The organism is Pseudoalteromonas sp. P1-11, assembly GCF_001399995.1.
GTDB classification, from domain to species: domain Bacteria; phylum Pseudomonadota; class Gammaproteobacteria; order Enterobacterales; family Alteromonadaceae; genus Pseudoalteromonas; species Pseudoalteromonas atlantica.
The window spans coordinates 400,146-413,710 of the sequence record NZ_LJSP01000004.1 but is presented as its reverse complement, the minus strand read 5'-3'; the positions used below and the strand labels follow the sequence as shown (position 1 = coordinate 413,710).

General features: G+C 40.5%; 11 protein-coding genes. 4 read left to right on the top strand and 7 right to left on the bottom strand.

The features are described 5' to 3' along the window. Nucleotides 1–216: 216 nt before the first annotated feature. On the top strand, nt 217–1,122 hold the full coding sequence (locus AN390_RS10025) for a LysR family transcriptional regulator (protein ID WP_055254245.1): 906 nt from the start codon (nt 217–219) through the stop codon (nt 1,120–1,122). 1 nt (nt 1,123) lies between these two features. Beyond that, entirely contained in the window at nt 1,124–2,071 is a 948-nt protein-coding gene (locus AN390_RS10020; protein WP_054981994.1) for a LysR family transcriptional regulator, read from the top strand. Nucleotides 2,072–2,135: 64 nt separating this feature from the next. Here the strand turns inward: AN390_RS10020 and AN390_RS10015 are convergent, their stop codons facing one another. Both AN390_RS10015 and AN390_RS10010 read right to left on the bottom strand, forming a co-directional pair. Continuing rightward, nucleotides 2,136–3,143, bottom strand: a complete 1,008-nt coding sequence (locus AN390_RS10015) for a zinc-binding alcohol dehydrogenase family protein (RefSeq protein WP_055254243.1) — start codon at nt 3,141–3,143, stop codon at nt 2,136–2,138. 205 nt (nt 3,144–3,348) lie between these two features. Continuing rightward, the gene (locus tag AN390_RS10010) at nt 3,349–4,233 is read right to left on the bottom strand and encodes a LysR family transcriptional regulator (protein WP_055254241.1); all 885 of its coding nucleotides are present in this window, start codon (nt 4,231–4,233) and stop codon (nt 3,349–3,351) included. A gap of 111 nt (nt 4,234–4,344) precedes the next feature. Between AN390_RS10010 and AN390_RS10005 the strand changes: the two genes are divergently transcribed. Next, the gene (locus tag AN390_RS10005) at nt 4,345–5,070 is read left to right on the top strand and encodes an aspartate/glutamate racemase family protein (RefSeq protein WP_055254238.1); all 726 of its coding nucleotides are present in this window, start codon (nt 4,345–4,347) and stop codon (nt 5,068–5,070) included. 26 nt (nt 5,071–5,096) lie between these two features. Here the strand turns inward: AN390_RS10005 and AN390_RS10000 are convergent, their stop codons facing one another. After that, entirely contained in the window at nt 5,097–6,347 is a 1,251-nt protein-coding gene (locus tag AN390_RS10000) for an NADH:flavin oxidoreductase/NADH oxidase family protein (protein WP_055254236.1), read from the bottom strand. An 87-nt stretch (nt 6,348–6,434) separates the two neighbouring features. Here AN390_RS10000 and AN390_RS09995 point away from each other — a divergent pair, with 87 nt between their 5' ends. After that, entirely contained in the window at nt 6,435–6,839 is a 405-nt protein-coding gene (locus tag AN390_RS09995; protein ID WP_055254234.1) for a MerR family transcriptional regulator, read from the top strand. Nucleotides 6,840–6,873: 34 nt separating this feature from the next. Here the strand turns inward: AN390_RS09995 and AN390_RS19735 are convergent, their stop codons facing one another. The 4 genes from AN390_RS19735 to AN390_RS09980 all read right to left on the bottom strand — a co-directional run bounded on the left by AN390_RS19735 (nt 6,874) and on the right by AN390_RS09980 (nt 13,559). Beyond that, nucleotides 6,874–7,050, bottom strand: coding sequence for a hypothetical protein (locus AN390_RS19735; protein ID WP_157686039.1), 177 nt, complete (start codon nt 7,048–7,050; stop codon nt 6,874–6,876). 160 nt (nt 7,051–7,210) lie between these two features. After that, nucleotides 7,211–8,677, bottom strand: a complete 1,467-nt coding sequence (rmuC, locus tag AN390_RS09990) for a DNA recombination protein RmuC (RefSeq protein ID WP_055254232.1) — start codon at nt 8,675–8,677, stop codon at nt 7,211–7,213. Nucleotides 8,678–9,016: 339 nt separating this feature from the next. Next, nucleotides 9,017–12,160, bottom strand: coding sequence for a DEAD/DEAH box helicase (locus tag AN390_RS09985; protein ID WP_055254230.1), 3,144 nt, complete (start codon nt 12,158–12,160; stop codon nt 9,017–9,019). Between the two features lie 436 nt (nt 12,161–12,596). Beyond that, nucleotides 12,597–13,559 (bottom strand): hypothetical protein, encoded by a 963-nt coding sequence (locus AN390_RS09980; protein ID WP_055254228.1) that lies wholly within the window; start codon nt 13,557–13,559, stop codon nt 12,597–12,599. Nucleotides 13,560–13,565 lie beyond the last annotated feature (6 nt).

Here is a 13,565-nt window from a genome sequence, read left to right as displayed (position 1 = left end):
TGGCGTTAGAATGGATAAAAAGAAGCGTGATTGCTGCAGTAGCACGTATTAACTCCATTTTGTTGTAAATAAATAGTTATTTACGCAAAAAATGTGTTTATAACGCTATAAAAACTCACTAACTGTGCAAAAATGCGATGTGTGGACTTTAACTGTTTTTATAAACATAATTAATACGATCTTTATTTAAAAATTATAAACAAGGCATTGCTAATAATGGATAAGCTAACCACCATGAAGACTTTTGTAAGTGTTGTACAAGAGGGGTCTTTTTCTAAAGCTGCCGATAAGCTCGATATATCGCCGCAACTTGTGAGCAAGTATGTGTCTGCACTAGAAGAGGGGCTTGCTACCCGATTACTGCACCGCACCACGCGCAAAGTAAGCACTACCGAGGCGGGAGATCACTATTTTACCCGCTGCTTACAGGTGCTAGACGATATAGACGACATGGAAAATTCGCTCGATAACCTAAACGAAAATGTCTCTGGTGTGCTCAGTATTAGTGCCCCTATGTCGTTTGGGGTAAAGCACTTAGCACCGCTATTGGTTGAGTTTCAAAAGCGTTATCCAAATTTAAAATTAGATCTAAACCTTACTGACCAGTTTGTTGATATTGTTGAGCAAGGTATTGATATAGCGCTGCGCATTGGGGTTTTAAAAAGCTCATCACTTATTGCTAAAAAAATAGCGCCTATTAGGTTAGCGGTGTTTGCCTCTCCTTCTTATTTAGCGCAGCACGGCACACCTACTACCTTAGAAGAGCTGCAATCACATAACTATTTACGCTACGCACACACTGAGCCCACCAAAAAGCTACGTGGAGCGAACGAGCTTAAAAATGAGTTAAAGCTTGAAAGTAACCTAGTTGCTAACAATGGCGACCTGCTACTCAATGCCGCTATAGCCGGTGGCGGTGTTGCCATGCAGCCAACATTTATAGCCGGAGAGGCGCTGGCACAGGGTAAAGTAGTACGTATATTAAAAGACTACGAACCTGAGCCAATAGGGCTTTATATGGTGTACGCAAACAGGCAGTTTTTACCCAGTAAAGTGCGCGCGTTTGTTGATTTTGCGAGCAATTATTACACCGATACACCTTATTGGGATTTAGGAGAGTGAGATGTCAATCACCAACCAATTAGCGTTATTTGTTGATGTAGTACAGCAAGGCTCATTTGCAAAAGCCGCGGCGCTGCACGATATGGACAACTCATCGCTTTCAAAGCAAATTAAAAAGCTAGAAAGCAGTTTAGGTATACAGTTACTTAATCGCTCTACGCGCTCGTTTTCGCTTACCTCCGCAGGAGAGGAAATACTCCAGCAAGCGCATATTTTAATTGATACGCTCAGTGATATTCATAGCATTGCAGACTCCTACCAAGCAAAACCTAAAGGTATTTTGCGCATTACCTCGGGCATGTTTTTTGGGCAGCAGTATGTGCAGCCTGCCATTAATTTATTTATGCAAAAATACCCTGAGGTAAAAATAACCCTCATGCTTGATGATAAGCGCAACGATATTATTGCCGATCATTACGATTTAGCATTTAGAATTGGCAAATTGAATGACTCCAATCTAATGGCAAAAAAAATATCTGACATGCACTTTGCTTTGGTTGCCTCTAATGACTTTATTGCACGCCATGGTATGCCAAGCACACCTGAAGAACTTATCGCCTTACCTGCGGTGGTTTATGGCAATGGCGATGTAAGCCTAGATCAAATAAAATTAAGCACTCAGCCTCATGGTGATGAATACAAAACCCACAAAATGAAAGGCAACTATAAGGTAAGCGATGTACGCGCCATGCTTGATGCCACAAAAGCGGGTTTAGGGTATGTGATGCTAGATTTATTTAACCTAGAAAAACCCATAGACGAAATGGGGCTAGTGCCGCTATTAACTAATTATAAGCTCAGCGCATCGGGCACCGGTATTTATGCGCTGTATCCTCACCGTAAACAAACACCACTGGTGAGCGAATTTATAAAAACTGTACAAGAGTATATTGGCAGCCCTGCATTTTGGGTAAAGCATATTCCTAACTACAATCAGTTATATAAATAATAGCCACAAAAAAGCCCCGTTAGGGGCTTGGGTATACTCAAAAAAACCATATTAGCTAAAGGCCTTAAAAGCCTTCTAACACCACTTTACCTTTAGCGGTTTGCGATTCAAGGTGCTGATGCGCTTTGCGTAAATTGGCTGCGTTAATTTTACCTAAGTGCTCACCTACCGTGGTTTTAATTTGCCCTTGGTCAATCATAGTGGCTACGTTGTTTAAAATAACGTGTTGCTCTTGCATGTCGTCGGTTTTAAATAACGAGCGAGTAAACATAAGCTCCCAATGTACCGACACGCTTTTGTTTTTAAATGGCACAATATTAAGTGTTTCAGGGTCATCAATAAGGGCAAATTGACCTTGTGGCTTCACTACTTTTTCAATTTCAGGTAAGTGCTGCTCTGTATTGTTTAAGCTAACAACGTAATCCACTTCGCTTAAGTTTTTAGCTGCAAATTCTTCACTTAACGGGTTACGGTGATTAACAATGGTATCGGCACCTAAATCTTCTAACCACGATATTGTTTCAGCACGAGAAGCACTGGCAATAATATTTAATTTAGTGCGCTGCTTTAATAGCTGCACCATTATTGAGCCCACACCACCGGCGGCACCAATAACTAAAATGCTTTTAGAATCATCGTTTTTAGCTACGTTTAAACGATCAAACAATAATTCCCACGCAGTAATGCTGGTAAGCGGCAATGCTGCGGCTTCGCCATACGAAAGCGAACTTGGCATATGGCCAACAATACGCTCGTCAACTAACTGAAACTGCGCGTTACTGCCTGAGCGCGTAATGTCGCCTGCGTACCATACTTTCTCGCCTGGCTTAAAAAGCGATACGTTTTCGCCAACCGATTTAACAACCCCAGTTGCATCCCAACCAATTACTTTATACTCGCCCTCAGCTGCTGGCATTGCTTGGCGAATTTTAAAATCAACCGGGTTAACCGATACCGCTTTAACTTCTACTAAAATATCGTGGCCGTGTGCTGTTGGCGTTTCAAGTTCAATGTCTTGTAATGATAATTCGTTTTCGATAGGTAAACTTTTTTGATATCCAATTGCTTTCATGGGAGTTGCCTCGTTAGCTAGTTAATACTCTGTGTTGATGACGCTATTTTGGCCTTATCAAGAGTATTAAAAAAGAGACAAAACACCCAATTATTATGGAAATAAAATTCCATAATAAAACAGGTAAATAATTTAAATTCCATTACACATAGCAGTTATCGTTTTAAATTAGAAACGCCTCTTTAACTGTAACGGGGGTTTACAGTTAGGTTATATTTAGCTCAGTTAATTTATTCCATACACTTTCGCCACCGGGGTGCAAAGCCGCATGATATCTATACGCATAGTAAGTTATTGGCACGCAGTGGTGCTCACTCCCTACAACTACCAATGTATTATTTTTAAGCTCGTTTGATATAACGTAGTCGGGCAGCCAGGCAATACCATTGCCTGCAACAGCGTGCACTTTTAAAAGCTCAGTCATGGATGAAACAAACACCTTTTTGAGCTTAGCGCCCGATATAATAGGCTCTAACTGCCGCCCCATGTAGGAGTCGAGGCTGTAGGCTAAATGCGGTATAGGCGCTGCGCTTTCTAGGTTATATAAGGCTTTGCCTTGCTCGTCACAGGCGCTAACAGGTAACAACTTAGCATTACCTATTTTTTGATGACTAAACGGCGGCAGTTTAAGGCGTTCGTTATCAAAGGCAATAAGTAAGTCGCATTCACCTTGCTCTAGCGCTTCGGTGGCTTTATCTACGTCTATAGCCTCTAAATTAAGTACAATGTCGCGCTCATCTTGCGTTTGAAAGTTAGCGAGTTGTAAGGTTAAAAAACTCGCTAAAGAATGTGCGGCCGCAACCTTTACAGAATAATTTTGCTGTACCGATAACTCCTCAAGCATGCTAACCGAGGTATTCATTTGGTTAACTAAATTACGCGCCGTTATATGAAATATTTTACCGCTTGGGGTAAGGGTAATAGGCAAGTTTTCTCGGTCGATTAGGGCTGCGCCAAGGGCATCTTCAAGGGCTTTTATACGCCGACTAAATGCAGGTTGCGTAATATGCCTAAGCGTTGCCGCTTGCGAAAAGCTTTTTGTGTGCGAGAGCGTTAAAAAATCTTCTAACCATTTACTTTCAATATTCATAGCGACCACTTAGTTATGCAATTTGTGCATGGGTGGTAAAATAATAGCATTATTCAAACTAAATAAAACACTATAAATTAAGCCTATAAACTCAATAACTGGAATGCAATCATGCTTAGAACTCTTGGCGTATTAGGCGGAATGGGGCCTTTGGCTACCGCCTCATTTATGAATCAGGTAATTGCGCTATCGCCCGCTAAAAATGATCAAGAGCACATACCTATGTTTATAAGGAATATCCCGCAAATTCCTGACAGAACAAAATTTTTAATGGGTCTTGAAGATGAAAACCCATTTTTTGAGCTTAAAAAAGGCTTTAAAGAGCTAACAAGCTTAGGTGTAAGTTGTATTGTTATTCCGTGTAATACCGCGCATTACTGGTACGACGCGCTCACTAAAAATGCCGATGTACACACCATTAGCATTGTAAAAAGCGTTATAAAACAAGTAAAAACCACGGGCAAACAAAAGGTTGGTATTTTAGCCACTACCGCTACGCTTAATATGGGCATTTACCAAAATGCGTTTAAGCAGCACAATATTGATTTTGTTGAACCAAACACTCAGCAACAAGCAGCCATAATGGATGGCATAACCGCCGTAAAAGCGGGCGATTTAAATAAAGGTCGCCACTTGTTAAGCAAGGCATACGACTTAATGCTTGCTCAAGGTGCTGACTGCGTGTTGTTTGGCTGTACCGAAATACCGCTTGTGTTAAATGAACAAGCCAAACACTCGCCAGACACCTGCCTAGATACCATTGCTATTTTAGCGCAAGAGTGCGTTAACTGGGCATATGCTAACGCCCATCAATCAACGCTTTCAAGTGTGGCATAGAAAATATCAGTTTAAACTAGAGCTAATTAATTTAGCTCTTTTGCAAAGCGTTTTCGATAGCGCTTTGTAAGCTTTGCAGCGCGTATTTGGTCACTTATTAAAGTAAAAATAGCCGAGGCATTTGCTTTAACGCGTTTGCCTTGGCCCACTCGGCGAATTTGCCTTTTTACCAGCGCCATAGTGGCAAGCCCTGCAAGGGTTTTGCCTTTAAAGGTAACACGCGGCATAAGCAGGTTTTGCGTTGGTTGTGTTTGCCAGCAATTAACTAAATTAGGCTGATAAGCCAGTGCCGTGGCCATACCAACGAGCGCTACGCCTGAGCTAATTACTCTATTTGCCACATCTAATCGGCTAATACCGCCTGTGGTCATAATGGGTATGGTTGATTGCTCGCTAATTGCTTTGGCAAATTCCAAAAAGTACGCCTCACGTGCAAGTGTACGTTCATCACCCGTTGTTCCTTGCATTGCGGGTGCTTCGTAACTGCCGCCTGAAAGCTCTACAAAATCAAGCTTTAATGCACTAAGCATATTAACAACGGCTTGCGCGTCATGCGGCTCAAAGCCGCCGCGCTGAAAATCGGCTGAGTTTAACTTAACCGATACCGAAAAACCGGCGCTGCATTGCGCTTTAATACTGCGTGTTATTTCAAGTAATAATCGCGCGCGATTCTCAAGGCTACCGCCCCATTCGTCATCACGCTTATTAGTTAGTGGAGATAAAAACTGCGCTAATAAATAGCCATGTGCAGCGTGTATTTGCACGCCATTAAAACCTGCTTTTTCGGCCTGTTGCGCTGTATGGGTAAAACGAGTGATAACATCACTAATCTCGCTTTTATCCATAGCTGTTGGCTGGGCAAATAAGTGAGAGTGCTTACCCATATTAAGCGCAATATCAGAGGCACTTAGCGCTTTACCACCCATTTTTTTAAATACTTGGCGGCCAGGATGATTAATTTGCATCACAATTTTACAGTCGTTTTGCTGCCCTAAACGAGCAAGCTCTGCAAAAGGCGCTATATCGGTTTTCTGCTCAAGGGCAAGGCCGCCTGGCCCTGTCATTGCAAGGTGGTCAACCATAACATTGCCGGTAATAATTAACCCGCAACCGCCTTTTGCCCATTCGTTGTATACATTTTTAAGCACTTGCGATGGCGTTAGGTCGGCCTCTGCGAGGTTCTCTTCCATAGCGGCTTTTACTACTCGGTTTTTAAGCGTTAAACCGCTTGGTAGGGTAAAGGGCGTAAATACAGCAGATTGTTCAAACTCAGACATACATATAAACCATAAATTGACATTACAGGCACTATAACCTTAAAGTCAGCTTTAAGGTCAACCCGCTTTTTTATAGTAGAGGCAATAATGAAAATAGGTGAACTAGCTAAGCACTCAGGTATTGCAGCAAGCACCATACGGTATTACGAAAGTATAGGGCTGCTGCCACCCGGTACGCGAAATAGCAACGGGTATAGGCAATACGACAAAGCCAGTGTAGAGCAGCTTAAAATGATTAAGTTTGCACAAAGTTTAGGGTTTTCGCTTGAAGAAATCCCCTCCCTGCGTAAGCCTAATGAGGAGCTAGATCACAACGCCATTATTGAGCGCCTTGGTGAAAAACAACATGAAGCTAATGCACTAATAGAGCAGCTACAGCGTAAGTCAGAGCGTATTGGTAATTTAATTACACTGCTTAATGCAAGTTGGTCTAATGGAGAGTGTATTGGCGATGAAAAAATAAATGAGTTATTGAATGAGGTGGAGTATTGAAGGCGTAAGCGAGTACATGTGAGCTTTAGTTGTATTAGTTTTGCGGCGCTTTACCATGAAAATTGATATAAAGCTTTTGTAAGTTGTCAGGCATTAGAGGCCAACCAACCGCAATAGTATGAGAACTTGCGCCCCAAAATAATGTTTCTACGTAATATACGTCTATGTATTCAATTACTATTGCCTCGGCGTTTACTAGCTTTTCAGCCATAAAACTTAAATAACGCTATTTTTGCTCCACAGTACCAAGAGCAAAAATAGCGTCTCTATCCTCATAATTTATAGGGGTTAACGCTAACCTTTGCGAATTGAGTAAGGGAAAAACCATTAACCTTCCTTTTAATGTATAAAACAGTAGAGATAAATCGAATTTAATCTAGCTCTAATTGGGCTTTTTCTACGCTGTCGTTTGGTAACTCTTTTTGAACCGATACACCTAGCTCTTTAAATTCTGAAGCTTGTTTAATTAAGTTACCTTTACCACGGTAAAGCTGTGAAAAGGCTTTATCGTAGCTTTCTTTTGCGCGGTCTAGTTGTTTGCCAACACCTTCCATACTCGTTAAAAAGCCATTGAGCTTGTTGTAAAAGCGCTCTGCACGATTAGCCAGCTCTTTAGAGTATTTGGTTTGCTCTTCAAAGCGCCACAGCTGTTTAACAATATTAAGGCTTGTAAGCAGAGTAGTTGGTGTAGCAACTAAAATGTTTTTTTCGATAGCTTGTTGGTAAATATCGCTTTGATATTTAAGCGCCTCTACAAATGCAGATTCTATAGGCACAAACATAATAACTACTTCAGGCGAATTTATACCAGGGAGACGATCGTACGATTTACTGGCAAGCTCGTTAATACGCGCGGTAACAGCATTTACATGCTCTTTAATTGCTTGGCTAGCCTCTAGCTCGTTTTCGGCATTAACGTAGCGGGTATAAGCATTTAGCGATGTTTTAGCGTCAATCACTAAGTGGCGGCCCTGAGGTAAATACACCACTACGTCGGGGCGCAGTCGACCGTCTTCGGTATTAAACGATACTTCGCGTTTGTAGTCGGTACCCGCGCGGAGGCCTGCGCTGTCGAGTACGTTTTCGAGCATCAGTTCACCCCAATTACCTTGGGTCTTTTTTTGCCCTTGTAAGGCATTACTAAGTTTATCGGCTTGCTCGGTAATAGCTTGGCTTTTAGCTTGCAAGTGCAGTAGCTCAGTTTTAAGGGCAGCACGTTGTTTTAAGTCTTCAACGTGAATCGATTCCATTTTATCTCTAAAGCCTTTTAGCTCCCCTTGAACTGGCTTTAATAGTTGCTCAATGCTTTCTTGATTTAGCGTTTTAAAGCTTTGCGATTTTTCTTCTAAAATTTTATTAGCTAGGTTTTCAAACTCTTTTTTAAGCACATTTTTGCTTTGCTCGATTTGTGCAAGCTGCTCGGTAAAGTTTTGCTGCTTTTGCTCAAGCGTAGTTCGCATATTATTAAGCTCAATATCGCGCTGGTTATACTGCTCTCGCAAGGCACTAAGTTCGCCTTCGGCTTTACGCCAAAAATGGTTGTATTGAACACTTTGTTTTTCTTGCTCGCTAAAGCGAGTTTTAAAATGCTGCGCTTCATCGCGTTGCTCTTGATGTGATTGCTCGAGCAGCTCGTGCTCATCAAATAAGGCCGTGTATTGCAGCTGTTTATTGTCGTACTGGTTTTGTAATAACGATAACTGTTGCTGTTGCTCGCTAATGTGTTGTTTTAATTTATTACGAGAAGGGAGCGACACTAGGCCATATAGTACTAGCCCTGTTGCAAGCCCTGCGCTGGCACTTAACCAATCTATATGCGTTAATAGCTGAGTAAACATAAAATAAACTTATAAAATTTAGAGACATGCCATCATAACGAATAAAGGTAGTGGGGGGTAGAGGGCGTAACATTTACTAAAGGCATAAAAAAAGCCAGCTAAAAGGGCTGGCTCAATCATAGGCATAAAAAAAGCCAGCTAAAAGGGCTGGCTCAATCATTACTAAATTTAGTAACCAAACAGGGAAATCAACATGAAGCTTGTGATAACTGCAATTATTCAACAAGCATTATAGTAGACGCGTGTAATCAACATGAAGCTTGTGATAACTGCAATTATTCAACAAGCAATATAATAGACGCCGTTTGGTTAAATTAGTTCACATGCTAAGTAAAAAAATTAGCTTTTTATAAGTGATAACATTTGCTGCTCATCAAACGAAGTAAAGCTCATTGATTTATCGGTAAATAATGCATCAACAAGCGCTTGCTTATCTTGCTGCATTTTAAATACCTTTTGCTCAATTGAGTTACTCATAATTAATTTATAAACAAACACTGGATTTGTTTGGCCAATTCGATAAGCACGATCGGTGGCTTGTTTTTCAACAGCAGGGTTCCACCATGGATCAAAGTGAATAACGGTATCGGCTTGAGTTAAGTTAAGCCCAGTACCGCCTGCTTTTAAACTGATTAAAAACACCGAGGTTTTGCCACTGGTAAATTCGTCAATAACTTTGTCGCGATGACGCGTTTGCCCAGTTAGCATACTAAATTTGATATTTATATCGTTTAAACGCTCTGCAATTAAATCGAGCGCAGAGGTAAATTGACTAAAAATAATCACTTTACGACCAAGGCTTAGCATTAACGGCAAATGCGTAGTTAGCCATTCTAATTTTGCTGAACCTGCTTGTGTTTCTGGCTCAATTAATTTTGGATGACAACAAATTTGCCTTAGCTTTAGTAGCGCTTCTAAAAATGCGAGCTTACTTTTTTGTGCGCCTTGCTCAGCAAATAAGTCGATGAGCTTTTCTTCTAGGGCGTGCGTAATACCTTGGTACATATCTTTTTGCTTAGGTTCAAACTCAAACTCTTTTAACAGCTCTGTTTTTTGTGGCAGCTCTTGAGCTACCTGCGCTTTTGTGCGGCGTAATATAAACGGCATAATAAGCGCTTTTAGTTGCTCAGCTCGCTCTGAATCGGCTTCGCGCTCAATAGGTGTTTGAAAGTGCTGTTTAAAGTGCGCTTGCGAGCCAAGTAATGAAGGCATTGCAAAGTCGAGTAACGATTTAAGCTCAAACAAATTATTTTCGATTGGCGTGCCGCTTAAACATAACTTAAAGTCGGCATTTAAACGCTTAACTAAGCGCGAGACTTGTGCAGTATCGTTTTTAATATATTGCGCTTCGTCTAAAATAATATTTTCAAAATAAAGTGGCGAGTAGTAAGCAATATCACGCTTTAATAATGGGTAAGTAGTTAAAATACACTGCGCTTGCGCTAAATGTTGTAAAGGCTCATTACGTTGCGAGCCAAAAATAGTGGTTACTTTAAGACTTTTAGCAAATTTGGTTATTTCGTTTTGCCAATTACTTACCAAACTTGTAGGGCACACTATAAGGGTAGGGCCTGCTTGCGGGCGATTAAAACTGCTGGCTAAAAAGGCAATAACTTGCAGCGTTTTACCAAGTCCCATGTCATCAGCAAGTATGCCGCCTAATTGGTGGCGCTTTAAAAAGCTAAGCCAATCAACGCCTTGTTGCTGGTATTCACGTAGTGTTACCGAGTCATTTAAACCGTGTAAAGGCACCACGGGCATTGCCTGCTCGGTGTTGTTTAACTCATCAAGATAACGCTCCAATGAGTCATCATGAAGGTCTATAGTAACTGCGGTATGCTTTACCAGCTCAGGTAAATAAGAAAGCGGGATATTAAATTCATCGCGTGTTTTTACAAATTCAAAGCGTTGTTTAAATTCGGTCAGTAAATTAATGGCGGCTTTACTAATAACACCAAATTGACGCCCAACAGGATAGTAATAAAACAGCTCACTTTGACGATTTAACGATTGATACGTGGCATCATCGGTATTAAAAAGTACAGCGGCTTTGGCATCGCTTAATTGCACTTTACAATGCATTTGGTGACCTGCAGCACGGTTTACATCGAGTGTAACGTGCCCTTGGGGGTCGGCTACATTTACTTTAGTTTGAGCTACCTGCCAGCCACGCTTTTTAAAGCCAGGGAATACTTCGTAAACAAGCCAATGTAAATGTATAGGTGATTGTTTATTAAATATAAACTCACTTTGTAAACCCCCTTTACAAAACTCAAAACCTAAATTTACTAACTCATTTGTTACTGTGTTTTCAAATGCACTATTTATTAAACTCGCGGGTGCTGTTCCCGCTAAATAATTTTTATTTTTATATTTAAATAATAGCGAAACTTTAAGCCCTTGCTCATCCATAGTGGCTTTTAAAACAGCATTACCAAGTTGCTTAACATTGACTTGTTCGTTATTCGGATGCGGAATAACACCGGCGCCAAAATTGTCGGCAAGTTGTTTATAAATGCGATCAAAATTAGCATCGTGCAGTGCGGGAATTGATTGTAAATGTGCTATTTCGTCGGCGCTAAGCTGTGTTCTGATCCGGCCGACTTTAAAGTGATCGAGGTCTAAATAAGCGGGCGGCGTGGTTTTTATCAATGCCCAATTTTTACTGTGTTCAAGCTCAATAATTAATTGCGATAACTCGTTTTGTTGCTGCCAATTAAAGTTAAGCGATTGCCCAGTTTGCGCTTTAATAGCAACACGAGAGCGTTGTAAAAATAAACGGTCGGTGGCAATTAATTGTTGTAAAGCGCTAAAGCCCCATTGACCTTTTAGCTCTAAATTACCTACTGCATTTTGTGAGCGAATCCAACTAAAGAGTCTAAAATCACTTTCGAGCAAATCGTTTGGCGTTACAAAGCTATTTAATTGTTGCTCAGTTAAATTGCGCCCAAGCGTGTAATTATTATTTTTGTCGTAATTGGCAATTTTTGGCGTTAAAAATACTTTATTGTTTTCAATGTCTAATACAAATAAAAGAACTTGCGAAGGAGCTTTAGCATCAACACTTTTAAGTGCTGTCAGTTCACTAAACCAATCGTTAATAAAGTAGTCTTCTCCGTATTCACCTGAGTGCTCTATTTTAAGTTTAAATAATACAGCGGCTAAGTGCCTACATTTGGTTTTAGCATTACAGGTACAATGCGTATCAACAGAGTAACCAGTAGGTACTTTACTGATCTCAATGCGTTGGTTAAATGCTGATCCTGTGTCGCCTTGTACCGTTGAATCAATAACAGCAAAATCACTGCTGTGTTCTAACCAACTAATTTGGCCGTTTTTATAATACTCTTTGCCTTTATCGAGCACGTTGGGCCTAAACAGCTTTTTTATAAAGCGCTCAGAAAGAGGGAACAAGGTTGCCTGCTCATTTTTTATTTCTTCAAAAATAGCCAGTAAATCATTTTTTGATAAGTTAGCAGACATGTCACTCTAAGTATTAAATTTTTAAAATAATTCTGCCAGTATATTCTTTAACTGCGCACAGCAAAAGCAATATTAACGTTATATAAACTGGTTGGAGCTGCTAGGTTAGTAAAAAATCGGTTTATACGTACTTTATGGCACTTTATCTGCCCAAATGAGAATAGGTAAACAGCAAACACACATGTTACAAACAATTTATTAACAACGCAGGGGCTTTACAGATCAGTTTTTTACTAACAAATTAAGATCCAGCATCAAATAGTCGAAAAAACTAAATTCAGTTAGTAAAAATGTGATCTTTAGAGCAAAAATGAAGGATTTATAGGTTATAAATAGCAAAAAAGATCAGGATTTTACTAAGTAAAAAGCCCATCAGATCAGAATTTAACTAACCTAACAGGCTTTTAAGATCACTATTTTACTAAGTAATACTGGGCTAATTAAACGCGCTTAACAGCTTAGTAAGTTGTTCTAAGCGTTTGTCAGTCAACACTTTATTATCTATTTTAATAGATACGTCACCACTTTTTAAATTACGTTGTACGTTTATAAAGTTGTTTTCAAATACAGCTTCACGTTTAGCAACCGCGCTAGGCTCGGTAGTTAAACGTTTAGTAATTGCCATTGCGCGCTTGTCGTCGCTTGTAATGGCGTTAATCTCATCGTCTGTATGTAATTCGCTAACTAGGGCGTTAAACGCCTGCTCGTCGCGCTCCTTTGCACTAACAAGCTTTTTAGCGACTTCTCTGCCTACGTGATTAGCCGTTGGGTAAAGTGAAATTACATCAGCGGGTATTTGCTCGTACGCTTTAATGGCATCTGCAATTGCGGTGTGCGATACACCTTCAATAGCGGCAATTTCGCGATAAGAGCCTTTTTTACCTTGCTCAATAAGATCGTTTTTAGTTTGTTGATAAGCTTGCCCTAGCTCCCAAAGGCTTGGGGCTATGTACTGATCTGAAGATACAGCTAAAATTTTAGCGTCTTGCTCGGTAAAATCAGGAGAGCTTAAAACTAAATAATCGGCATTACCTAAAATACATGCCTTTCGACGACGTGAACCGGCAAGTACTAAGTTAGTATTTCCCTGATCCCAAAGTAAAGCAGGGTGTTGATTACGTCCATCTTCACTGATTGCAGGTAAAATATCAGAAACCGACTTTTCGTTTAATAGCGCTTGTACACGGCGATTTTTACCGTAAACCGTGGTGCTAGATTCAATATCTGCATGAGCAATAACTTTACACACTAAGGTTATTTCGCGTGTAGGGTCGCTTGGCGCAGGCATTCTTATTACATCACCAGCGCTTGCTTGCTCAAGTAATGCATCAAGGCTGCTATTGCCTACGGCAGTTGCAAATGGATCTAAGCGGGTGTCGTTTTTACGTTTTGTAGCCATTTTTAT

Excerpts from the sequence above, each read along its gene's own strand:
- AN390_RS10025 (WP_055254245.1), top strand. The coding sequence starts at position 217 with ATGGATAAGCTAACCACCATGAAGACTTTTGTAAGTGTTGTACAAGAG.
- AN390_RS10020 (WP_054981994.1), top strand. The coding sequence starts at position 1,124 with ATGTCAATCACCAACCAATTAGCGTTATTTGTTGATGTAGTACAGCAA.
- AN390_RS10015 (WP_055254243.1), bottom strand. The coding sequence starts at position 3,143 with ATGAAAGCAATTGGATATCAAAAAAGTTTACCTATCGAAAACGAATTA.
- AN390_RS10010 (WP_055254241.1), bottom strand. The coding sequence starts at position 4,233 with ATGAATATTGAAAGTAAATGGTTAGAAGATTTTTTAACGCTCTCGCAC.
- AN390_RS10005 (WP_055254238.1), top strand. The coding sequence starts at position 4,345 with ATGCTTAGAACTCTTGGCGTATTAGGCGGAATGGGGCCTTTGGCTACC.
- AN390_RS10000 (WP_055254236.1), bottom strand. The coding sequence starts at position 6,347 with ATGTCTGAGTTTGAACAATCTGCTGTATTTACGCCCTTTACCCTACCA.
- AN390_RS09995 (WP_055254234.1), top strand. The coding sequence starts at position 6,435 with ATGAAAATAGGTGAACTAGCTAAGCACTCAGGTATTGCAGCAAGCACC.
- AN390_RS19735 (WP_157686039.1), bottom strand. The coding sequence starts at position 7,050 with ATGGCTGAAAAGCTAGTAAACGCCGAGGCAATAGTAATTGAATACATA.
- rmuC (WP_055254232.1), bottom strand. The coding sequence starts at position 8,677 with ATGTTTACTCAGCTATTAACGCATATAGATTGGTTAAGTGCCAGCGCA.
- AN390_RS09985 (WP_055254230.1), bottom strand. The coding sequence starts at position 12,160 with ATGTCTGCTAACTTATCAAAAAATGATTTACTGGCTATTTTTGAAGAA.
- AN390_RS09980 (WP_055254228.1), bottom strand. The coding sequence starts at position 13,559 with ATGGCTACAAAACGTAAAAACGACACCCGCTTAGATCCATTTGCAACT.